This window comes from Serratia sp. CY76391, assembly GCF_052166695.1.
GTDB classification, from domain to species: domain Bacteria; phylum Pseudomonadota; class Gammaproteobacteria; order Enterobacterales; family Enterobacteriaceae; genus Serratia; species Serratia nematodiphila.
Genome location: NZ_JBJNOJ010000017.1, coordinates 14,412 through 34,781, shown reverse-complemented (window position 1 = coordinate 34,781; position 20,370 = coordinate 14,412). Strand labels below are relative to the sequence as shown.

Here is a 20,370-nt window from a genome sequence, read left to right as displayed (position 1 = left end):
CACCCAACATGAACTTTCTCGCAGTGAATATATGGGGTAACGCGCATTCCCTTGATTCCCCCCTTTCCGTTGTTTGCGTGACAATCGATGTGTTAACGGCCTGTAGCCAAATAACCACCAAAACGGCCGGGTTATATGCCATAACCCCTGCCGCTTCAATCGCCACCGCGCGTTAAATTGAAGAGGGAATATTAACATTGTTCGCAACATTGTTCTGCGTTACGTCGTGACTTGGGTCAAGCAAACGCAATTAAATTTCGCCTGTTTTTCACTACTTATCGTTAAAATCTGCCGGTCATTTCACTTTTATCGAGCTTTGTCGTTTTTTTATACATATCACGTATTGCTAAAAATAAACGCGCTGGTAATCTGGCGGTGTTTTGCAGCAGTAAAAACAATAATCAGTGGCATGCTGGCCAGGTTGATTACGCCGGCAGATAAATATAAGCAGGAATTATAATGAGCAAAATCGCGCTGTTGTTTGCGATGCTTGTTTCTATGCCGATGATCACGGCCTGCAGCGCCAGCGAGCAGGTACCCGAAGCACCGGTAGTTAAACAGCAATTATTGGGTTCGCCGGTCTATATTCAGATCTTCAAAGAGGAACGCAAGCTGGAATTGTATGCCAGAATGGGCAATGAATTCCGCCTGGTCAACACGTTCCCGATCTGTAATTTCTCCGGCGGGCTGGGTCCTAAACGTCGTGAAGGCGACTTTAAAAGTCCTGAAGGCTTTTATAGCGTTGACGCGCGCCATCTGAAACCCGACAGCAAGTATTATCGGGCGATCAATATCGGTTTCCCTAACGATTACGATAAGTCGCAGGGCTATTCCGGCGCTTATCTGATGATCCACGGTGAATGTAAATCGATCGGCTGTTACGCGATGACCAACACCTATATGGATGAGATCTATCGCTACGTCGAAGCCGCCTTCGCCTATGGCCAAAGCCGCGTCGACATCAGCATCTACCCGTTCCGCATGACCGAACAGAACCTGAAACGCCATGCGTCATCCAGCTATATCGCCTTCTGGCGCCAGCTGAAGCCGGGCTACGATTACTTCGCGAAGAACCGCCAACCGCCGACAATGGGCGTGGTCAATGGCCAGTACGTCTTGGGTCAACCGCTGATGAGCAGCGGCGGCATGATGACGCAGTACGCGTCAGCCAGCCCGACGCCCAACACCAACCCCTTCGCTCAGAACAAGCCGCTCACCGAAGTGAAATAACGCGAACTCGCCTGGCTCAATCTTGTGCCAGGTTTCGTTGGCGGTCAGCGGTTGGGTGGCGATCACCGTGACCACATCGTTCGGTGTGGTCTGTTGCTGAAAATCAATCTCCACGTCCTGATCAAGCAGCGTCGCCTTGCCGAACGGCGCGCGGCGCGTGATCCAATACAGGTTGGTGGAGCAATACGCCATCACGAAGCGCCCGTCCGACAACAGCATGTTGAACACCCCTTTCTTGCGCAGCTGGCTCGCCAACAGGCCGATATAGCGGAATACCGCCGGCCACTGGCTCGGGGTGCGCGGATATTTCAGCGCCAGCTGGTGCAGCAGCCAGCAAAACGCGTATTCGCTGTCGGTCTGGCCGACCGGGCGGAACGTGCCGGTATCCAGCTGGCGATAGCCTTTCAATTGGCCGTTGTGCGCGTAGGTCCAGTTGCGGCCCCACAGTTCACGGGTGAACGGATGGGTGTTTTCCAACGCCACTTCGCCGCGGTTGGCCTGGCGAATATGGGACACCACCGCGCAAGACTTGATCGGGTAGTCCTGCACCAGGCGGGCGATCGGCGAGTTGAAGCTCGGCTGCGGATCCTTGAATGTACGGCAGCCGTTCCCTTCATAGAAGGTAATGCCCCAGCCATCCTTATGCGGCCCGGTGCGGCCGCCGCGCTGTACCAGGCCGGTAAAGCTGAAGCAGATATCGGTCGGTACGTTTGCGCTCATCCCGAGCAGTTCACACATCGCCAGCACTCCTTAACCACACTGACACAGGCTGTGCGGGCACGGCATATATGCGGCGTCCGCAGTCTTATTCATGGGGAGCCGCAGCCCCCCGAAGGCTATTACGCCTTAACCATCTCTTTTTCGATCAGCTGAATCAAGATGTGAATCGCTTTAATGTGGATCTCCTGGATGCGATCGGCGTAGCCGAAGTGCGGCACGCGAATTTCCACATCGGCGGAACCCGCCATCTTGCCGCCGTCCTTGCCGGTCAGGGTGATCACTTTCATCCCCTTGGCACGCGCCGCGTCGATAGCCTTGATGATGTTGCCGGAGTTGCCGGAGGTGGAAATGCCCAGCAGCACGTCGCCTTCGCGGCCCACCGCTTCCACATAGCGCGAGAACACATACTCATAGCCGAAGTCGTTGCTGACGCAGGACAGATGGCTCACGTCCGAGATGGCAATCGCCGGGTAGCCCGGGCGGTTTTCGCGGTAGCGGCCGGTCAGCTCTTCGGCGAAGTGCATCGCGTCGCAATGGGAACCGCCGTTGCCGCAGGAAATCACTTTACCGCCGGCTTTGAAGGAATCCGCCAGCAGCACCGCCGCGCGTTGGATGGCGTCGATGTTGGCGTCGTCATTGATAAATTTCGCCAGGGTATCAGCCGCTTCGTTCAGTTCACTGCGAATAAGGTCGTGGTACATGAGGAACCTCTTGTTATCGTCAAATCTTCCGCTCCGCAGTGTACCGGATCGCGGAAACAGCGAGAAGCATTCTCAGCCAAACAGCGCGCCGGTTAAGGAAGCGGAGAGGTTTTTGATGATTGGTGCTGTCAGTTTGTGACCTGAGTTGTAATTAAACTGTAAACACATTGATAAAAATTCTGCCTTGTACTAAAACCTATTACATACACACAACAGGTCAGACCTCTTACTACTTCGGAGCTTCTTATGATGGTTCTTAGTATTGTCGTTTTACTGGCGCTCCTCGGCGTGGTGTTCTACCACCGAGTGAACCTTACCCTCAGCAGCCTGATCCTGGTGGCGTACACCGCCGCCATGGGCGCAATCGGCCTGTGGAGCTTCTGGCTGTTGCTGCCGCTGGCGATCGTGCTGCTGCCGCTGAACCTTTCCTCTGTGCGTCGCTCTCTGCTCTCCGCGCCGGCGCTGCGCGCCTTCCGCAAGGTGATGCCGCCGATGTCCACCACCGAGAAAGAAGCGATCGACGCGGGCACCACCTGGTGGGAAGGCGATCTGTTCCGCGGCGCGCCGGACTGGAACAAGCTGCACAGCTACCCGAAACCGCGCCTGACGGAAGAAGAGCAGGCGTTTATCGACGGCCCGGTGGAAGAAGCCTGCCGCATGGCCAACGACTTCCAGATCACCCACGAACTGGCCGATCTGCCGCCTGAACTCTGGGCGTACCTGAAAGAACACCGTTTCTTCGCGATGATCATCAAGAAAGAGTACGGCGGCCTGGAATTCTCCCCTTACGCTCAGGCGATGGTGCTGCAAAAACTGGCCGGCGTTTCCGGCATCCTGGCGATCACCGTCGGCGTACCGAACTCCCTCGGCCCGGGCGAACTGCTGCAGCACTACGGTACCGAAGAACAGAAAAACCACTATCTGCCGGGCCTGGCGCGCGGCGACGAGATCCCTTGCTTCGCGCTGACCAGCCCGGAAGCGGGCTCCGATGCCGGTGCCATTCCAGACGTCGGCACCGTGTGCATGGGCGAATGGCAAGGCAAGCAGGTGCTGGGCATGCGCTTGACCTGGAACAAGCGCTACATCACGCTGGCGCCGGTCGCCACCGTACTGGGCCTGGCGTTCAAACTGCATGACCCGAACCGCCTGCTGAGCGACAACGAATCCCCGGGCATCACCTGTGCGCTGATCCCGACCAGCACGCCGGGCGTGGAAATCGGCAACCGCCACTTCCCGCTGAACGTGCCGTTCCAGAACGGCCCGACCCGCGGCACCGACGTGTTCGTGCCGATCGATTACATCATCGGCGGGCCGAAAATGGCCGGCCAGGGCTGGCGCATGCTGGTTGAATGCCTGTCGGTCGGTCGCGGCATCACCCTGCCGTCCAACTCCACCGGCAGCCTGAAATCCATCGCCCTGGCGACCGGCGCCTACGCGCACATTCGCCGTCAGTTCAAGATCTCCATCGGTAAGATGGAAGGGATCGAAGAGCCGTTGGCGCGCATCGCCGGCAACACCTATGTGATGGACGCCGCCGCTTCGCTGATCACCTACGCGCTGGTGCAGGGTGAGAAACCGGCCGTGCTGTCGGCCATCGTCAAATACCACTGTACGCACCGCGGCCAGCAGTCGATCGTTGACGCCATGGACATCGCCGGCGGTAAAGGCATCATGCTGGGCGAATCCAACTTCCTGGCTCGCGCCTATCAGGGTGCACCGATCGCCATCACGGTGGAAGGCGCGAACATCCTGACCCGCACCATGATGATCTTCGGCCAGGGCGCGATCCGCTGCCATCCTTATGTGCTGGATGAAATGGCGGCGGCGCAGAACAACGATCTGAACGCCTTCGATAAATCGCTGTTCGGCCACCTGGGCCACGTCGGCAGCAACAAGGTACGCAGCTTCTGGCTGGGCCTGACCAACGGCCGCACCAGCGCCACGCCGACCAAGGACGCGACCCGTCGTTACTATCAGCAGTTGAACCGCTTGAGCGCCAACCTGGCGTTGCTGTCGGACGTTTCCATGGGCGTGCTGGGCGGCAGCCTGAAGCGCCGCGAGCGCATCTCCGCTCGCCTGGGGGATATCCTCAGCCAGATGTACCTGGCTTCCGCCGTGCTGAAACGCTTTGACGACGAAGGCCGTCAGAAAGAAGATCTGCCGCTGGTGCATTGGGGCGTGCAAGACAGCCTGCATAAAGCCGAACAGGCGCTGGATGATCTGCTGCGCAACTTCCCGAACCGCTTTATCGCCGGCGCGCTGCGCTTCGTGGTCTTCCCGTTCGGCCGCGTGCATACCGCGCCGTCCGATCGCCTGGATCATCAGCTGGCCAAGATCCTGCAGGTGCCTTCCGCCACCCGCAGCCGTCTGGGGCGCGGCCAGTACCTGACGCCGAGCGAGCATAATCCAATCGGCCTGCTGGAAGCGGCGCTGGCCGACGTGATGGCCGCCGAGCCGATTCACGAACGCCTGTGCAAGGCGGTCGGCAAAAACCTGCCGTTCACCCGTCTGGATCGTTTGGCGGAGCGCGCGCTGGAAGAAGGCAAGATCAGCGCCGACGAGGCGAAGATCCTGGTGAAAGCCGAAGAGAGCCGCCTGCGCTCCATCAACGTGGACGACTTTGCGCCGGATGCGCTGGCGGCCGCCAAGCCGGAAAAGCCGGCGGCGCAGTCTAAGCGCCAGCAGCAGACCGAAGCGGCTTAAGGTTCACTTCACGCATCCAAGGGGCGATCATCATCGCCCCTTTTTCTTTTGCTTTCATGACAAACTGCGCACCGCGCCGCAGGTTGGCGCAACGGCGGATTTAACGGGAAGGAAGTTCGGGTAGACTGCGCCGCGGGTGCTCTGGATCTTTCTGTCCGGAGCCTTGGCAAAGGAGAGAAAGAGAAAGGCCCCGAGTCGATATTATCAACCCGAGGCCACTCTGATGCCAAGCAACATCAGGTTAGCCTCTTACCCGCCGCAAGGCAAGGATAGGGAGGTCAAAAATGCAGCAAAAACGGGTCGTGCTTAAACTGGTGATCGTCTGTATGACGCTGATCGCGTTCATCTGGCTAACCCGCGGTTCGCTGTGCGAACTGCGCATCAGGTTGGGAGACTCGGAGGTTGCGGCTACTTTGGCTTACGAATCCGAACGGTAAGGCAACCCAACGGCGGAGTTCGCCCCGCCCGTTGGCTGATGATGTCAGGCAGGATCCACGAGCACCCGCCTTTTCAGCCTTGCTGACGAATGCGCGCCAACAGTGCATCGATATGCTCGATCTGCGGCGCATTGACGATCAGCGTGCGCCCCAAGCCCAGCGCATGACGCTGACAGCCGAGGCGCATGTCGGCGTCGGCGATGCTGTCCAGATCGGCGACGTGCGCCAGGCCGATAGTGCGCCGAATCAGCTCGGTACCGCAGTACCCTACCGCATCAGTCCAGACCTGCTGCAGGAACTGCTCGGCGTAACCCGGCGTCGCCAGCGCCGCATCGCGGCTTTGCTGATGGCACAGCGCCAGGAAACGATCGGCAAAGATCAGCCACAGCTCGCGCACATCCTGCAGACGCTGCTCGCGCCCGGCGGCGGCGTCGCGCGGCCCGAACAGCCCAGGCTGGCCGCAATAGTTGAGCAGCAGGTTGCCTAACGCAGTGCCGACATCAAAACCGATCGGGCCGTAGAAACCGAATTCAGCGTCGATCGCTTTCAATCGCCCTTCCGCCACGAAAATTGAACCGCTGTGGATATCCCCGTGCAACAACGCCTCCGCCTTGCTGAGGAAGCGGTGTTTCAGGCTGGCGACCGCCAGCTTCAGCGGCGCATCCTCACGCAGCGCCTGCACCTGCGGCAACAGCGCCGCCTCGAACTGATTGCGCTCATGATCGATATAGGGATCGGTAAAGAACAGATCTTCGGTGATCTGGCACAGTTCGGGGTTGGTGAAGCGGCTGACTTCCGCTTTTTTCTGCTGCGCCGGCTGATAAAAATCGGAGGTGTGGAACAGAGTCTGCGCCAGGTATTCCGCCAGCTGCCCGGCCGCCAGCGGATGATAGTTCCCCTGCACCAGTTCACTGCGCCAGATGCGATGATCGGAGAGATCTTCTTGCACCATCACCGCCAACTCGGGATCGTGGTGCAAGACTTTTACCGTATGTCGCGGGCAGAAACCGCCGTGGATCAACAGCGTTTCCGCTTCGATACGCGCCCGATCCAACGTCAGCGGCCAGGATTCGCCCACGCAGCGCACGTACGGCAACGCCTGTTTGACGATCACCCGGCTCACGCCTTCGCGATCGCGGATCTTGAACACCAGGTTCAGGTTGCCGTCGCCGATCTCGTCGGCGCTGACCAGCGCCTGCGGTTCGGCCACCTGCCCGTATTGGCGGGCGTATTCAACGGCATCGGTAGCCGTAAACGTACGATAAAGCGACATTCCCCAACCCCTCTGTTCTCTCTCGCTGCCCCCAGCGATTCTGTTTATTTAGACGTAAAAGCATTTGGACGTCTATACATCTGGAAGTCATGTTGGCAGAATAGCGTTTCAGATGCAATAACCTCGCAACAAGGAATTAACCGCCGATGCAAGCGCTTAACACCACCAGTTTGACCCTGCAGGACAACCGCCTTTGGATCCTCGATCAGCAAGCCCTGCCGCAGGAAAAGCGGTGGCGCGCCTGCGACAGCGTGGAGGAGTTGGTCGGGCACATTCACAGCCTGCGGGTGCGCGGCGCACCGCTGATCGGGCTGTCCGCCAGCCTGTTGTTGGCGCTGCTGGCGGAACGCGGTCTGACGCGCGCCGAGCTGGAGCAGGCGCTGCACACGCTGCGCGCCGCCCGCCCGACGGCGGTTAACCTGATGAACAATCTGGATCGCATGAAGCTGGCGCTGGCGGAGCCTGACTGGGCGCCGGCGATGGTGAACGAAGCGCTGCGGTTGGTGGAGGAAGATCGCCTGCTGTGCGATCGCATCGCCGATCGCGGCGCTGGTCTGGTCAAGCCCGGCAGCCGCCTGCTGACCCACTGCAATACCGGCGGGTTGGCCACCGCCGGCGTCGGCACCGCCATCGGCGTGCTGCTGCGCGCCCACCAGCAGGGCAAGGTGCAACAGGTATGGGTCGATGAAACCCGGCCGCTGCTGCAGGGCGGCCGTCTGACCGCCTGGGAACTGGGCGAGCTGGGCATTCCCTATCGCCTGATCTGCGATTCGATGGCCGCCAGCCTGATGGCGCAGGGCCAGGTCGATGCGGTGTGGGTCGGTGCGGATCGCATCGCCGCCAACGGCGACGTCGCCAACAAGATTGGCACTTACAGCCTGGCGGTGCTGGCGCACTACCATGACATTCCATTCTACGTGGCTGCCCCGCATACCACCCACGATCCGCACTGCCCAGACGGCGCCGCCATCCCGATCGAGCAACGCGCGGCGGCCGAAGTCACCGGCGTTTCAGGCAGCTTCGGCGCCTGCCAGTGGGCGCCGACCGATGCGCCGGTCTACAATCCGGCGTTCGACGTCACGCCGGCAAAACTCATCAGCGGGTGGGTGTTCGACAGCGGCGTGATCACGCCGCAGCAGGTTGAAGCGGGGATTTTCCGGCGGACGCTGGGTTAACGCCCGCCGGTTAACGATCAGTCCAGACGCGGATAGGCATCGGCGATCTTGTCGCCGGTGAAATGCGCCACCCAGCCTTCCGGGTTGTCGAACACCCGGATCGCGGTAAAGTGCGGCGCCGAGCCCATATCGAACCAGTGACGGGTGTTGGCCGGCACTGAGATCAGATCGTTCTTTTCGCACAGGATCTGGAAGATCTTGCCGTCCAGATGCAGGCAAAACAGCCCCGCCCCTTCAACGAAAAAGCGCACTTCATCTTCGCCGTGCGTATGTTCGGACAGGAATTTTTCACGCAGCGCCAGGCGCTGTTCGTGGTCCGGGCGCATGCTGATCACGTCCCAGCTCTGGTAGCCCTTTTCCGCCACCAGCCGGTCGATCTCATGCTGGTAGGCGGCGATCACCGCCTCCGGCTGCGGATTGTCGCCCAGCTCGCGATCCGCCTGCCAACGCTCAAAGCGCACGCCGATCTGCGCCAGCTGGCGCTGGATTTCCTGCGCGTCGCGGCTCTGCCACAGCGGCTGCTGCGGCGCTGTATCACTGAAAATGGTCAATCCACTCATGAGACAAACTCCCCTAAATCGATGTGATCAAAACGGCTGACCTGCGGATGCCGGCTTTGTGCGTCCGCCTCATCGCGGATCAGCTGGCAGGTATGCCAGCCGGCGGCCTGCGCCGCGTCCAGCTCCTGGTGGATATCTGACAGGAACAGCAGTTCGTCGGGCGCGATGCCGATAGCCTGCGCAATGTTGCGGTACGACGCGGTTTCACGCTTGGCGCCGACGTGCGTGTCGAAATAGCCGCTAAACAGCGGCTGCAGATCGCCGGCGTCGCTGTGGCCGAACAGCAGCTTCTGCGCCTCCACCGAACCGGAGGAATAGACGTAAAGCTTCAGCCCCTGACGCTGCCAGGCGGCCAGCTGCCCGGCGACCTCCGGGTACAGATGCCCGCGGAAATCCCCTTCGCGATAGCCGCTACGCCAGATGATGCCCTGCAGCGCCTTGAGCGCGGTGGATTTACGGTCTTCATCCATAAAGCGGTACAGCGCGGCGATCAGCGCGTCGAGATCCGCCCGTGGCTGGTCAATTTCAGCGCGCAGCGCCGCCAGCGGCGCGGCGACTTCGCTCTCCGTGGCGTGACGGCGAACAAAATCCGCCAGCCGTTCACGGGCATAGGGAAACAGCACCTGATGCACGAAGCGAATATCGCTGGTGGTGCCTTCAATATCAGTCACGATAGCGCGGATCATTTCGCCTCCAGCAAGCGACGTTGCAGTTCACACTGGAACAGGAATTCCAGCCCTTCGAGATGACGGCGGGCTTCCGCCACCTGGCTTCCCCAGCAATAGAGACCGTGGCCGCGCACCAGAAAACCGTACTGCAGCGGCGTGACCTCGGCATAGGCCGCCACGCGCGCCGCCAGCCGGGGGATGTCCTGATCGTTATCGAAAATGGGGATCGCCACGCTGTCCAGGTGGCTGCGCTGGCCGGCGAGCGACTTTTGCATTTCGTACCCCTGCAACACCAACGCATCGCCGCGTTCCACCCGCGACAACACGGTGGCGTTGACGGAATGGGTATGCAACACCGCGCCAAGGTGCGGGTACAAGCGATAGAGCAGCGTATGCAGCCCGGTTTCCGCCGATGGCGTACGGCCGCTCGGCACGTGATTGTCAGCAATATCCACCCGCAGAAAATCGGCGGCGCTCAGGCTGCCTTTGTCTTTGCCGGATTCGGTGACCAGGCACTGGCGTTCGTCGAGGCGCAACGACATGTTGCCGCCGGTCGCCGGACACCAACCTTTGTCGCCAATCCAGTGGCAGGCCGCCAGTAATGCGGTAAGTTGCGGATTCTCCGTCATTGTTATCGTTTCCCGTTCGGTATAGCGGTCAGCAGGTGAGGCTTAGCCGGCTGCGCGACAGGCTAAGCACTTTTTTGCATTTAGCCATCTAAGCGTCTTGATTGCCAAATACTAGCATCGTGTTATATTGACGGCAATATAAGCGCCTGGAGTATTCACCTGCTATGAGCACTTCCGCATTGATTCCCGAAAGTAAACTGCCTGCCCTGGGCACCACCATCTTCACCCAGATGAGCGCGCTGGCGCAGCAGCATCAGGCGATCAACCTGTCGCAGGGCTTCCCCGATTTCGACGGGCCGGACTACCTGAAAGCACGCCTGGCCTGGCATGTCGCCCAGGGCGCCAACCAATATGCACCGATGACCGGCGTGGCGGCGCTGCGCGAAGCCATCGCCGACAAAACTGCCGAGCTGTATGGCTGGCAGCCGGACGCCACCGCCGAAGTGACCGTCACCGCCGGCGCTACCGAAGCGCTGTTCGCCGCCATCACGGCACTGGTGCGCCCCGGCGATGAGGTGGTCTGTTTCGATCCGAGCTACGACAGCTACGCGCCGGCGGTGACGCTGGCCGGCGGCGTACTCAAACGCCTCGCCCTGCAGCCGCCCGCGTTTGCCGTGGATTGGCAACGGTTCGCCGCCGCGCTGTCGCCGCGCACCCGCCTGGTGATCGTCAACACGCCGCACAATCCGTCCGCCACCGCCTGGCAGGCGGAAGACATGCAGCAGCTGTGGCACGCCATCGCCGAACGCGAAATCTACGTGCTCAGCGACGAGGTTTACGAACATATCTGCTTCGCCAAAGGCGGCCACGCCAGCGTGTTGGCCCACCCGCAGCTGCGCCAACGCGCGATCGCGGTCTCCTCTTTCGGCAAAACCTTCCACATGACCGGCTGGAAAGTGGGTTACTGCGTGGCGCCCGCCGCGCTGAGCGCCGAGGTGCGCAAGGTGCATCAATACCTGACCTTTTCGGTCAATACTCCGGCGCAGTTGGCGCTGGCGGATAGCCTGCGCACCGAACCGGAGCACTGGCGACAGCTGCCGGCGTTCTATCGCGCCAAGCGCGATCGCTTTGTGCAGGCGCTGGCGAGCAGCCGACTGGAAATTTTACCCTGCGCCGGTACATACTTCTTGCTGGCGGACTACAGCGCCATCTCCGATCTGGACGATGTGGCGTTCTGCCATTGGTTAACTGAGCACGTGGGCGTGGCGGCCATTCCGCTGTCGGTCTTCTGTGCCGATCCTTTCCCTCATAAATTGATCCGGCTGTGCTTCGCTAAGCAGGACGCCACGCTGGATGCAGCTGCGGAGCGGTTATGTCGACTTTAAAAATTACCCTGTTGCAGCAACCGCTGGTCTGGCGCGACGGCCTCGCTAACCTGGCCGCCTTCGACGCGTTGCTGGCGCCGATCGTCGGGCGCGATCTCATCGTCTTGCCGGAAATGTTCACCACCGGTTTTGCCATGGATGCCGGCGAGAGCGCCCTGCCCGAACAGCAAGTGATCGACTGGCTGCACGGCTGGGCGGTGAAAAGCCACGCGTTGATCGGCGGCAGCGTGGCGCTGAAAACCGCCGAAGGCGCGGTCAATCGCTTCCTGCTGGTGGAGCCGGGCGGCCAGGTGCATGCCTATGACAAACGCCATCTGTTCCGCATGGCCGGCGAACACCTGCACTACCAGGCCGGCAACCGGCGTGAAATCTTCGAGTGGCGCGGCTGGCGCATCCTGCCGCAGATCTGCTACGACCTGCGTTTCCCGGTCTGGGCGCGCTATCAGCAGGATTACGATCTGGCGCTGTACGTCGCCAACTGGCCGGCGCCGCGCAGCCGCCATTGGCAAACGCTGCTGGCGGCGCGGGCGATTGAAAATCAGGTGTATGTGGCGGGCTGCAACCGGGTGGGCGAAGACCCTAACGGCCTGAACTACAGCGGAGACAGCCTGATCATCAGCCCGCAGGGCGAGATCCTGGCGGATGCCGAGCCCGGCGCGGCCGCGCGGCTGGACGCCGAGCTGTCGCTGGAAAACCTGCAAAGTTACCGCAGCGCCTTCCCGGCCTGGCGCGACGCCGACAGTTTTCTGCGTCTTGACTGATTAAACGCGGTCCCAGCCGGCGATCGTCAGGCAATAGGCCTGGATCGCCAGCGCTACGTCCGCCTGCCGCACCGCTTCGGCCGGATGATGGCTGACGCCGCCGGCGCAACGCACAAACAGCATGCCGACCGGCCATTGCGCCGCCACGGCGATGGCGTCATGACCGGCGCCGCTCGGCAGCGCCAGACTCTGCCCCTGAACCTGCTCGACGGCCGCCTGCCAGCGGCGCTGCAGATCGCTATCGCAGGCGGTGGCGTCAATGCGGTAAAACTCCTCGCTGGCGAAGCGCGCTCCGCGGCGTGCGCAGATCGTCTGCGCCTGCGCCAGCAACATCTCCAACAGCGCCGCCAGCGGCGCATCCTGCGGGCCGCGCACGTCGAGCGTCAATCGCACTTCGCCCGGGATCACGTTGGCCGCGCCCGGCAGGCTCTCGATGCAGCCGACGGTGGCCACCAGATGCGGATCGGCGGCGCGAGTCAACGTTTCAACCGCCGTTATCCATTCCGCCGCGGCCGCCAGCGCGTCTTTGCGCTGCCCCATCGGCACCGTACCGGCATGCCCCGCCTCCCCGCTAAAGACACAGTTAAGCCGACGCGCGCCGTTGATCGCCGTCACCACCCCCAGCGCCAGGTCGGCCGCCTCCAGACATGGGCCCTGTTCGATATGCAATTCCAGATAAGCGCGGATTTCCTGCGGCGCGCGGCGCGCCTGCGCGATCGCCGTCGGCTCCAGCCCAAAGTCGCGCATGGCCTGCGCGATGCTCACCCCGTCCGCGTCAGTCTGCGCCAGCCATTCCTGCGGCCATTGGCCGGTCAGGCCGCGGCTGCCCAGCAACGTCACGCCAAAGCGAGCGCCCTCTTCGTCGGCAAAGCCGATCACCTCCAGCGCCAGCGGCAAACGGCGCCCCTGGCGGTGGTATTGCGCCACCGTTTCCAGCGCCGTGAGCACGCCGAGCATGCCGTCATAACGCCCGGCGTTGCGCACCGTGTCCAGATGCGAACCGAGCAGCAGCGCGGGGGCGCCGGGCGTTAGCCCTTCATAACGGCCACAGATATTGCCGACGCTGTCTTGCCACACCCGCATGCCGCTCTCGCGCATCCATTCGCCCACCAGAACGTTGGCGCGCCGATGTTCCGCAGACAAATAAAGACGCGTCAGTTTACCGGGCTCCGCGCTGATCGCCGCCAGCTCGTCACAGCGCGCCATCACCCGCGCGGCGGCCTGCTGCGCCTCCTGCGGCGTCATTCTGGCCGTCCTGCATCGTACAGGTTCCAGGCCGCCTGGAGGGCCTCCCCCTGTTGCGTGGCGAAGCCCAACCGGTTCAACACCGCCTCCAGCGCCGCCAACGTTTGCAGCACGCAATCTTTGCGCGCGTTGTAGCCCATGGTGCCGATGCGCCAGATCTTGCCCTGCAGCGGGCCGAACGAGGTGCCGATTTCGATGGCGAAATCGTTCAGCATCATCTGCCGCACCTGCTCGCCGTGCACCTGCGGCGGGATCATCACGCCGAGCACGTTATTCATACGGTGATCGAGATCGCCGAACACCGCCAGCCCCATGCCTTGGATGCCCGCCAGCATCGCCGCGCCGTGCAGCCGGTGGCGGGCAATGGCCTGATCCAGCCCTTCCTCGAGGATCACCCGCGCGCATTCTCGCGCCGCGAACAACATGCTGGTGGCTTCGGTATGGTGATTCAGGCGTTCCGGCCCCCAATAATCCATGATCATGCCGAGGTCGAAATAGTTGGAGTAGATCATCTCGTCGTCGCCGTCGGCATGTTCGGCGGTTCGGATCCCCTCCTCCACGCATTTGCGACGGCGCACGATCTCTTCAAACTGCGGGCTGAGGGTGACCGGCGAACTGCCGGAAGGGCCGCCCAGGCACTTCTGCAGCCCGGCGGAGACCGCATCCAGCCCCCAGGCGTCGGTCTCCAGCGGGTTGCCGCCGAAGGACGCCGTCGCATCGGTATAGAACAGCACGCCGTGGCGGCGACAGATATCACCCAGCTCATGCAGCGGCTGCAGCATGGTGGTGGACGTGTCGCCCTGCACCGTCAGCAGCAGACGCGGGCGCACCCGCTTAATCGCGTCTTCGATGCGATCGGCGCTGAACACCTCGCCCCACGGCGCGTCGATCGTGTGTACCTCGGCGCGACAACGGCGGGCAATTTCGCACAGCAGATGTCCGAAGCGGCCGAATACCGGCACCAGCACCTTATCGCCCGGACGAATGGCAGAAACCAGCAGCGCCTCGATGCCGGCGCGCGAGGTGCCGTCCACCAGCATCGTCCAGCGGTTTTCGGTGCGGAACAGCGCGCGATACAGCGCCATGACCTGATTCATGTAACCGGTCATTGCCGGATCGTACTGGCCGATCAGCTGGCTCGACATGGCGCGCAGAACGCGCGGATCGGCGTTGATCGGCCCCGGCCCCATCAACAGGCGCGCCGGCGGGTTAATCTGTTCGAACTGCGGAGTAGTTAGCATGTTATTTCCTTACCAGCTTAATAACTTGTCATTTTATTTGCCGAGATCAGGCTTCTGACAACCCGCGCACAGAAGCGATAAACTGTTTCAATTCCTGCGTTTGCGGATTGGCGAACAGCGTGCGGCTATTTCCCTGCTCCCACACCTTGCCCTGGTGCATGAATACCACCCGGTCGCCCACCTCGCGGGCGAAGCTCATTTCATGAGTGACCAGAATCAGCGTCATGCCCTCTCGCGCCAACTGTTCCAGCACCTTCAGGACTTCACCCACCAGCTCGGGATCCAGCGCCGAGGTGATCTCATCGCACAGCAACACCTTCGGTTTCATCGCCAGCGCCCGGGCGATCGCCACCCGCTGCTGTTGCCCGCCGGAAAGGTTGGCCGGCGCGTAATGCATGCGCTCACCCAATCCCACCTTGTTCAGCATCTGTTCGGCCAACTCGCGGCACTCGGCAGCGCTTTTTTTCAGCACCCGGCGCGGCGCCAGCATCACGTTTTCCAGCGCCGTCATATGCGGGAACAGGTTAAAGTTCTGAAACACCATGCCAATCGAGCGGCTGATTTCACGCGCCTGCGAATCGCGATCGGTGATGGTCATGCCGCCCAGTTTGATGCTCCCTTCCTGATACCCTTCCAGCCCGTTGATACAGCGCAATAGCGTGCTTTTACCAGACCCGCTGCGGCCGATGATCGAGACCACCTGTCCCATGTCGATATCCAGATCCACGCCCTTCAACACATGATTCTGACCGTAATATTTTTGAACCTGATTAATGGTGATGATCGGCATGGCATTTCTTCTCCAGATAATGGCTGTAACGCGACAAGGGATAGCACATCAGGAAATAGCCCAACGCGACCAGACCAAACACCTTGAAGGGCTGATAAGTCACATTGTTCAGCATGGTGCCGGCCTTGGTCAGCTCGACGAAGCCAATGATCGACGCCAAGGCGGTGCCCTTGATCACCTGAACCGAGAAACCGACGGTCGGCGCAATGGCGATACGCACCGCCTGCGGCGTGATGACGCGCATCAGCGTCTGCGCGAAACTCAGCCCGAGACAACGGGCTGCCTCCCACTGACCTTTCGGCAAGGCGGCGATGCTGCCGGACCAGATATCCACCAGAAAAGCGCTGGTGAATAGCGTCAGCGCCAGCGCGGCCGCGGTCCATGGGCTGACGTCGACGCCGAACAGCGCCAGACCGAAAAACGCTAAAAACAGCTGCATCAGCAGCGGCGTGCCCTGAAACAGTTCCGCGTAAACGCGGACAAAACGCATTGCCCAGCGGCGCTTGCTCAGGCGCATTAACACCAGCGGCAGCGCCACCAGCGTGCCGCCGAAGAACGCCGTCAACGACAGCAGCAGCGTCCAGCGAGCCGCCAACAGCAGATTGCGCACGATGTCCCAATCGGTAAACGTCAGCATCAGTTTCGGCTCCCTAAAAAACGCCGCCCGGCGGCCAGCAACAGTTGACGCATCAACAGCGACAACAACAGATAAAGCAGCGCCGTCACCAGATAGACTTCAAAGCTGAGGAAGGTGCGTGACTGGATCAGGTTGGCGGCGAAGGTCAGCTCTTCGAACGAGACCTGCGACACCACCGAGGATCCCAGCATCACAATGATGCACTGGCTCACCAACGCCGGATAAATACGCTGCAGCGACGGCGGCAGTACGATGCGTAAAAAGGTCTGGCTGCGGCTGAGCCCCAACACGCGTCCCGCTTCCCACTGCCCCTTCGGCGTGACCTGAATGCCGGCGCGTATAATTTCGGTGCTGTAGGCGCCAAGGTTGATCACCATCGCCAGCAGCGCCGCCTGCCCGGCCGTCAGTTTCCAGCCCAGGCTCGGCAGGCCGAACACGATGAAGAACAACTGCACGACGAACGGCGTGTTGCGCACCACTTCGACGTAAACGCCCCAGAGGCGGCTCAGCGCGCCGGCCCGGCCGCTGCGGATCGCCGCGCCGCAAATGCCCAACGCAACCCCCATCAACGTCGCCAGCGCCGTCAGCGCCATCGTCGTCAGTAACCCCGCCAACAGCTCAGGCATGTAGGGCCAGAGCGCGGAGAAATTCAGCTGATAGGTCATCCGCCGCTCCCGTTATGCGCCAAAACCATCGGGCAGCGGCGCCTTCAACCATTTCTCCGACAGGCCATTCAACGTCTTGTCCGCCAGCGCCTGTCCAATCAGCGCATCCACTGCGGCTTTCAAGGCCGGTTCTCCCTGGCGCAACCCCACGAAGCACGGCGAATCTTTCAACATGAACTTGGCGGCCGGCGCCTTGCCTGGATTCTGGCGCGCAAGGGCGCTCACCACCATGTTACCGGTGGCGATGTACTGCACCTGCCCGGAGAGATAGGCCGACAGCGTCGTGTTGTTATCCTCATAACGCTTGATCTGCGCCCCTTTAGGCGCGCCGTCGCTCAGCACCATATCCTCCACCGCGCCGCGCGTGACGCCGACGGTCTTGCCATCGAGCTGCGCCATGTTCGCCAACGCGCCGTCTTTCGGACCAAAGACCCCCAGGAAGAACGGCGCATAGGCGCGGCTGAAGGCGATGGTCTTTTCACGCTCCGGATTTTTGCCCAGGCTGGAGATCACCAGATCCACTTTATTGGTCTGCAGATAAGGCACCCGGTTGGCGCTGGTGACCGGCACCAACTGCAACTTAAGTTTCATCTTATCGGCCAGATAACGCGCCATATCGATGTCATAACCCTGGGGCTGCAGATCGGTGCCCACCGAGCCGAATGGCGGGAAATCCTGCGGCACCGCCACGCGCAGGACGCCGCGCTGCCGGATCTCTTGCAATTGATCCGCCATGGTCGGCGCGGCCTGCGCCAGCAAGGCGATCCCGGTGAAAACCGTCCACAGCGTTTTTTTGATGTTCATAGCGTATCCCCGATGGTGAAAAGATGAAACAAAAGATTCTTACACCACAATCTCTGCAACTAATGTGCCAATCGAAAATACGTCGAACCCATGCCTTAACTGGCGCTGATTAACGAGAAAAAACCTGCCGGCCTCAGCGGGCCGGCGACGGAGAAAGGGAAGGCAGACAGGCCAGAGTTGCACCAAAAATGAGCATCAGCACCAAAAAAGCGCCGGTTAGCGCGGTTCCAGTTCGTCCAAATCCTGATACAGACCGGCAATATGATGAATACGCGATCGCCCCTGCTCCAACATCTCATGCAGCAGGGCGTTGCTGAGCAGGTTACATAAGCTCATGGCGGCTGAATAGCTGTCGAAGGCGGAGACGCTGTCCAGCGAGGCGGCCAAATGCCAGTCCGCCAGCGGGATCAGCGCCTGCGCCTGCGGTTCGCAGATCAACAGCGTCGGCACCCGGCGAGTTTGCAGCTGCGTCAGTATCGCCTTGAGCTGACGCGACCGGCGCCGAAACGCCACCACCACCGCCATATCCTGCGGCGCGAGATCGACCAGCTCCTCCGCCAGCGTCTGGCCGGGCTGCGGCATCAGCAGCACCCGCTCCCGCACCTGCATCAGCTGCTGACGCAGATGCATGGCTATCGGATAGCTGTTGCGAAATCCCAGCAGCGCGACCCGCCGCGCCCGCGCCAGCGCGGCGATCACCGCGCCGAATTGCTCCACATCGAGATGGCTCACCCAGTGCGAGAGGTTAGCCATTTCCTGCTTGTAATGCCGCGCCAGCAGCGTATTGCCCTGCACCGCATGCCTCTCGTCGGTCACCGGCATGCCGCTCTGGCGCAGGGTGCGCAACTCAGCGCGCATGTCCTTGTAGCTGCGATACCCCAACCGCTTGAACAGCCTGCTGACCGTGGCTTTAGAAACCCCGCTCAAGCGCGCCAGCTCGGCGCTGTTGTAACTGATCAGGTCATCGAAATGATCGAGGATAAAGTCGGCGACGCGCTGTTCCTGCGGCGCCAATTGCGGATATTCGTTGCGCAGGCGTTCATCGAAGGGCTGCATCATCACTCTCGCTGTAACTTTTGTTTCACCGGAACATAGCACGCCCCGGCCCCTCACTGACAAGCAATTAATCGTCCTGATTAAAAGTGGAACGCCTCTTGCTTCTGTTACCCAAACGCTCACCTCAGACAAGGGCAGAAATATGATTAACAGCAATACCGCGCCACAGGGCATGGCGGTCACGCCACACCATCTCGCCAGCGAAAGCGCGCTGGCGGTGCTGCGCGAAGGCGGCAACGCCATTGAGGCGATGGTAGCCGCCGCCGCGACCATCGCCGTGGTCTATCCGCACATGAACGGCATCGGCGGTGACGGTTTCTGGCTGATCGTGCCGCCGCAGGGCGAGCCGCTGACCATCGACGCCAGCGGCGCCGCCGGCTCGCTGGCGACGCCGGCGCTGTACGCCAGAGAAAGCCGCATCCCGCAGCGCGGCCCAAAAGCGGCGTTGACCGTGGCCGGCACCGTCGGCGGCTGGCAGGAGGCGTTGGCCTATGCGGCCGAACTGGGCGAAACGCCGCTGCCGCTGTCGCGGTTGCTCGCCGACGCCATACGCTACGCCGCCGACGGCATTCCGGTCACCGCCTCCCAAGAGGCGGCGACGCGCAGCAAACGCCACGAGCTGGAGGAGTTCGCCCCCTTCGCCCGCATTTACCTGCCGCAGGGAAAGATCCCGCTTGCCGGCCAACGATTCTGCCAACCGCAGCTGGCCGATACGCTGATCGCACTGAGTGAGGACGGGCTCGACAGTTTTTATCGCGGCCCGCTGGCTGAAAGCATGGCGGCGGACATGGCGATGTTGGGCATGCCGCTTACCGCTCAGGATCTGGCGAGTTATCGGCCATGCCGCCGTCCTCCGCTGCGCCTGGAACACCAAAAAGGTGAAATATTCAATCTGGCTCCCCCGACCCAAGGGCTGGTGTCGCTTGCCATCCTCGGGCTGACCGACCGTCTGCCGCTGGTCGGACAGAGCGAAGGCGCCGTGGTACACGCCGTGGTCGAGGCCACCAAGCTGGCGTTCGATCTGCGCGACCGTTTCATCACCGATCCGCGCCACATGACGCAGGATCCGCAGGCGCTGCTGGCGGCCGACCATTTGGATAGGCTGGCCGGGCGCATCGACGGCCAAAAAGCGGCCGACTGGGGCCAGGGCAAAGGCCCCGGCGATACGGTCTGGATGGGGGTGATGGACAGCAGCGGGCTGGCGGTCTCCTTCATTCAGAGCATCTACCACGAATTCGGCAGCGGCGTGGTTCTGCCGAACAGCGGCGTCCTGTGGCAAAACCGCGGCGCCTCTTTCAGCCTGGACGCCGATCATCTGCTGGCGCTGGCGCCGGGCAAGCAGCCGTTCCATACGCTGAACCCGGCCGCCGCCCGGCTGTATGACGGACGCACGCTGATCTACGGCTCGATGGGCGGTGACGGCCAGCCACAGACTCAAGCGGCGTTATTCGTGCGGCATGTGGTGCAAGGGCTGCCGCTGCAGCAGGCGATCAGCGCGCCGCGCTGGCTGCTGGGGCGAACCTGGGGCGAAAGTTCGGACTCGTTGAAGCTTGAGGGGCGCTTTAACGCGGCGACCCTCGACTATCTGCGACAGCGAGGCCACGCCGTTGAACTGCTGCCGGCCTTCAGCGAAACGGTCGGCCATGCCGGCGCCATCGTACGCCACACCAACGGCATGTTCGAAGGCGCTTTCGATCCACGAAGCAACGGCAGCGCCGCCGGCTTCTGACTCTCTTGTTTATCGGGATCG

Annotated in this window: 20 protein-coding genes; 7 read left to right on the top strand and 13 right to left on the bottom strand. The window is 61.7% G+C overall.

Annotated features, from left to right (window positions below; genetic code table 11):
• Positions 1 to 459: 459 nt before the first annotated feature.
• Positions 460 to 1,230 (top strand): peptidoglycan meso-diaminopimelic acid protein amidase, encoded by a 771-nt coding sequence (gene dpaA, locus ACJ8PN_RS24125; RefSeq protein ID WP_004930225.1) that lies wholly within the window; start codon positions 460 to 462, stop codon positions 1,228 to 1,230.
• Here the strand turns inward: dpaA and ACJ8PN_RS24120 are convergent.
• Both ACJ8PN_RS24120 and lpcA read right to left on the bottom strand, forming a co-directional pair.
• Entirely contained in the window at positions 1,165 to 1,968 is an 804-nt protein-coding gene (locus ACJ8PN_RS24120; RefSeq protein WP_004930222.1) for a class II glutamine amidotransferase, read from the bottom strand. The two genes, dpaA and ACJ8PN_RS24120, sit on opposite strands and share 66 nt — an antisense overlap.
• A gap of 101 nt (positions 1,969 to 2,069) precedes the next feature.
• Positions 2,070 to 2,651 carry a D-sedoheptulose 7-phosphate isomerase gene (gene lpcA, locus ACJ8PN_RS24115; RefSeq protein WP_004930220.1) on the bottom strand — a complete coding sequence of 194 codons (582 nt, stop codon included), beginning with the start codon at positions 2,649 to 2,651 and terminating at the stop codon, positions 2,070 to 2,072.
• Between the two features lie 246 nt (positions 2,652 to 2,897).
• On the opposite strand from lpcA, the gene fadE reads away from it, so the two are divergent.
• Positions 2,898 to 5,354: an acyl-CoA dehydrogenase FadE gene (gene fadE / locus ACJ8PN_RS24110; protein WP_044031891.1), complete on the top strand. Its 2,457-nt coding sequence runs from the start codon at positions 2,898 to 2,900 to the stop codon at positions 5,352 to 5,354.
• Positions 5,355 to 5,638: 284 nt separating this feature from the next.
• Complete coding sequence (locus ACJ8PN_RS24105; RefSeq protein WP_004930217.1) at positions 5,639 to 5,791, top strand: Hok/Gef family protein; 153 nt, start codon at positions 5,639 to 5,641, stop codon at positions 5,789 to 5,791.
• A 73-nt stretch (positions 5,792 to 5,864) separates the two neighbouring features.
• Here ACJ8PN_RS24105 and mtnK read toward each other — a convergent pair whose 3' ends face one another.
• Entirely contained in the window at positions 5,865 to 7,064 is a 1,200-nt protein-coding gene (gene mtnK, locus ACJ8PN_RS24100; protein ID WP_351110121.1) for an S-methyl-5-thioribose kinase, read from the bottom strand.
• A gap of 146 nt (positions 7,065 to 7,210) precedes the next feature.
• Between mtnK and mtnA the strand changes: the two genes are divergently transcribed.
• Complete coding sequence (mtnA, locus tag ACJ8PN_RS24095) at positions 7,211 to 8,239, top strand: S-methyl-5-thioribose-1-phosphate isomerase (RefSeq protein ID WP_171453361.1); 1,029 nt, start codon at positions 7,211 to 7,213, stop codon at positions 8,237 to 8,239.
• A gap of 17 nt (positions 8,240 to 8,256) precedes the next feature.
• Here the strand turns inward: mtnA and ACJ8PN_RS24090 are convergent, their stop codons facing one another.
• Genes ACJ8PN_RS24090 through ACJ8PN_RS24080 form a run of 3 tightly spaced genes read right to left on the bottom strand, consistent with a single transcriptional unit; the run spans position 8,257 to position 10,096 of the window.
• Positions 8,257 to 8,799 (bottom strand): 1,2-dihydroxy-3-keto-5-methylthiopentene dioxygenase, encoded by a 543-nt coding sequence (locus ACJ8PN_RS24090; RefSeq protein WP_442535294.1) that lies wholly within the window; start codon positions 8,797 to 8,799, stop codon positions 8,257 to 8,259.
• Entirely contained in the window at positions 8,796 to 9,485 is a 690-nt protein-coding gene (mtnC, locus tag ACJ8PN_RS24085) for an acireductone synthase (RefSeq protein WP_442535293.1), read from the bottom strand. The genes ACJ8PN_RS24090 and mtnC overlap by 4 nt, the downstream gene beginning before the upstream one ends.
• On the bottom strand, positions 9,482 to 10,096 hold the full coding sequence (locus ACJ8PN_RS24080) for a methylthioribulose 1-phosphate dehydratase (RefSeq protein ID WP_197753972.1): 615 nt from the start codon (positions 10,094 to 10,096) through the stop codon (positions 9,482 to 9,484). The genes mtnC and ACJ8PN_RS24080 overlap by 4 nt, the downstream gene beginning before the upstream one ends.
• Positions 10,097 to 10,260: 164 nt before the next feature.
• Between ACJ8PN_RS24080 and ACJ8PN_RS24075 the strand changes: the two genes are divergently transcribed.
• The gene (locus tag ACJ8PN_RS24075) at positions 10,261 to 11,421 is read left to right on the top strand and encodes a pyridoxal phosphate-dependent aminotransferase (protein ID WP_048326838.1); all 1,161 of its coding nucleotides are present in this window, start codon (positions 10,261 to 10,263) and stop codon (positions 11,419 to 11,421) included.
• Positions 11,409 to 12,182 carry an amidohydrolase gene (locus ACJ8PN_RS24070; protein ID WP_033634107.1) on the top strand — a complete coding sequence of 258 codons (774 nt, stop codon included), beginning with the start codon at positions 11,409 to 11,411 and terminating at the stop codon, positions 12,180 to 12,182. Before ACJ8PN_RS24075 ends, ACJ8PN_RS24070 begins: the two co-directional genes overlap by 13 nt.
• Here the strand turns inward: ACJ8PN_RS24070 and hpxK are convergent, their stop codons facing one another.
• From hpxK to ACJ8PN_RS24035, 7 genes are all read right to left on the bottom strand, one after another.
• The gene (gene hpxK / locus ACJ8PN_RS24065; RefSeq protein WP_048326837.1) at positions 12,183 to 13,427 is read right to left on the bottom strand and encodes an allantoate amidohydrolase; all 1,245 of its coding nucleotides are present in this window, start codon (positions 13,425 to 13,427) and stop codon (positions 12,183 to 12,185) included. It abuts the gene before it with no gap.
• Positions 13,424 to 14,668 (bottom strand): pyridoxal-phosphate-dependent aminotransferase family protein, encoded by a 1,245-nt coding sequence (locus ACJ8PN_RS24060; protein ID WP_033651003.1) that lies wholly within the window; start codon positions 14,666 to 14,668, stop codon positions 13,424 to 13,426. The genes hpxK and ACJ8PN_RS24060 overlap by 4 nt, the downstream gene beginning before the upstream one ends.
• A gap of 46 nt (positions 14,669 to 14,714) precedes the next feature.
• Positions 14,715 to 15,458, bottom strand: coding sequence for an amino acid ABC transporter ATP-binding protein (locus tag ACJ8PN_RS24055; RefSeq protein ID WP_033641954.1), 744 nt, complete (start codon positions 15,456 to 15,458; stop codon positions 14,715 to 14,717).
• Positions 15,439 to 16,095 carry an amino acid ABC transporter permease gene (locus tag ACJ8PN_RS24050; RefSeq protein ID WP_033634111.1) on the bottom strand — a complete coding sequence of 219 codons (657 nt, stop codon included), beginning with the start codon at positions 16,093 to 16,095 and terminating at the stop codon, positions 15,439 to 15,441. The genes ACJ8PN_RS24055 and ACJ8PN_RS24050 overlap by 20 nt, the downstream gene beginning before the upstream one ends.
• Positions 16,095 to 16,760 (bottom strand): amino acid ABC transporter permease, encoded by a 666-nt coding sequence (locus tag ACJ8PN_RS24045; protein ID WP_033634112.1) that lies wholly within the window; start codon positions 16,758 to 16,760, stop codon positions 16,095 to 16,097. The genes ACJ8PN_RS24050 and ACJ8PN_RS24045 overlap by 1 nt, the downstream gene beginning before the upstream one ends.
• Before the next feature lie 12 nt (positions 16,761 to 16,772).
• Positions 16,773 to 17,564 (bottom strand): transporter substrate-binding domain-containing protein, encoded by a 792-nt coding sequence (locus ACJ8PN_RS24040; protein ID WP_103101616.1) that lies wholly within the window; start codon positions 17,562 to 17,564, stop codon positions 16,773 to 16,775.
• A 216-nt stretch (positions 17,565 to 17,780) separates the two neighbouring features.
• A complete protein-coding gene (locus tag ACJ8PN_RS24035; RefSeq protein WP_442535303.1) occupies positions 17,781 to 18,620 on the bottom strand; it encodes a MurR/RpiR family transcriptional regulator in 840 nt (279 codons plus the stop codon).
• Between the two features lie 142 nt (positions 18,621 to 18,762).
• On the opposite strand from ACJ8PN_RS24035, the gene ACJ8PN_RS24030 reads away from it, so the two are divergent.
• Positions 18,763 to 20,349 carry a gamma-glutamyltransferase family protein gene (locus ACJ8PN_RS24030; protein WP_442535292.1) on the top strand — a complete coding sequence of 529 codons (1,587 nt, stop codon included), beginning with the start codon at positions 18,763 to 18,765 and terminating at the stop codon, positions 20,347 to 20,349.
• Positions 20,350 to 20,370 lie beyond the last annotated feature (21 nt).

What these genes read in the sequence shown, in the direction of transcription:
- dpaA (WP_004930225.1), top strand. Translation starts at nt 460, where the DNA reads ATGAGCAAAATCGCGCTGTTGTTTGCGATGCTTGTTTCTATGCCGATG.
- ACJ8PN_RS24120 (WP_004930222.1), bottom strand. Translation starts at nt 1,968, where the DNA reads ATGTGTGAACTGCTCGGGATGAGCGCAAACGTACCGACCGATATCTGC.
- lpcA (WP_004930220.1), bottom strand. Translation starts at nt 2,651, where the DNA reads ATGTACCACGACCTTATTCGCAGTGAACTGAACGAAGCGGCTGATACC.
- fadE (WP_044031891.1), top strand. Translation starts at nt 2,898, where the DNA reads ATGATGGTTCTTAGTATTGTCGTTTTACTGGCGCTCCTCGGCGTGGTG.
- ACJ8PN_RS24105 (WP_004930217.1), top strand. Translation starts at nt 5,639, where the DNA reads ATGCAGCAAAAACGGGTCGTGCTTAAACTGGTGATCGTCTGTATGACG.
- mtnK (WP_351110121.1), bottom strand. Translation starts at nt 7,064, where the DNA reads ATGTCGCTTTATCGTACGTTTACGGCTACCGATGCCGTTGAATACGCC.
- mtnA (WP_171453361.1), top strand. Translation starts at nt 7,211, where the DNA reads ATGCAAGCGCTTAACACCACCAGTTTGACCCTGCAGGACAACCGCCTT.
- ACJ8PN_RS24090 (WP_442535294.1), bottom strand. Translation starts at nt 8,799, where the DNA reads ATGAGTGGATTGACCATTTTCAGTGATACAGCGCCGCAGCAGCCGCTG.
- mtnC (WP_442535293.1), bottom strand. Translation starts at nt 9,485, where the DNA reads ATGATCCGCGCTATCGTGACTGATATTGAAGGCACCACCAGCGATATT.
- ACJ8PN_RS24080 (WP_197753972.1), bottom strand. Translation starts at nt 10,096, where the DNA reads ATGACGGAGAATCCGCAACTTACCGCATTACTGGCGGCCTGCCACTGG.
- ACJ8PN_RS24075 (WP_048326838.1), top strand. Translation starts at nt 10,261, where the DNA reads ATGAGCACTTCCGCATTGATTCCCGAAAGTAAACTGCCTGCCCTGGGC.
- ACJ8PN_RS24070 (WP_033634107.1), top strand. Translation starts at nt 11,409, where the DNA reads ATGTCGACTTTAAAAATTACCCTGTTGCAGCAACCGCTGGTCTGGCGC.
- hpxK (WP_048326837.1), bottom strand. Translation starts at nt 13,427, where the DNA reads ATGACGCCGCAGGAGGCGCAGCAGGCCGCCGCGCGGGTGATGGCGCGC.
- ACJ8PN_RS24060 (WP_033651003.1), bottom strand. Translation starts at nt 14,668, where the DNA reads ATGCTAACTACTCCGCAGTTCGAACAGATTAACCCGCCGGCGCGCCTG.
- ACJ8PN_RS24055 (WP_033641954.1), bottom strand. Translation starts at nt 15,458, where the DNA reads ATGCCGATCATCACCATTAATCAGGTTCAAAAATATTACGGTCAGAAT.
- ACJ8PN_RS24050 (WP_033634111.1), bottom strand. Translation starts at nt 16,095, where the DNA reads ATGCTGACGTTTACCGATTGGGACATCGTGCGCAATCTGCTGTTGGCG.
- ACJ8PN_RS24045 (WP_033634112.1), bottom strand. Translation starts at nt 16,760, where the DNA reads ATGACCTATCAGCTGAATTTCTCCGCGCTCTGGCCCTACATGCCTGAG.
- ACJ8PN_RS24040 (WP_103101616.1), bottom strand. Translation starts at nt 17,564, where the DNA reads ATGAACATCAAAAAAACGCTGTGGACGGTTTTCACCGGGATCGCCTTG.
- ACJ8PN_RS24035 (WP_442535303.1), bottom strand. Translation starts at nt 18,620, where the DNA reads ATGCAGCCCTTCGATGAACGCCTGCGCAACGAATATCCGCAATTGGCG.
- ACJ8PN_RS24030 (WP_442535292.1), top strand. Translation starts at nt 18,763, where the DNA reads ATGATTAACAGCAATACCGCGCCACAGGGCATGGCGGTCACGCCACAC.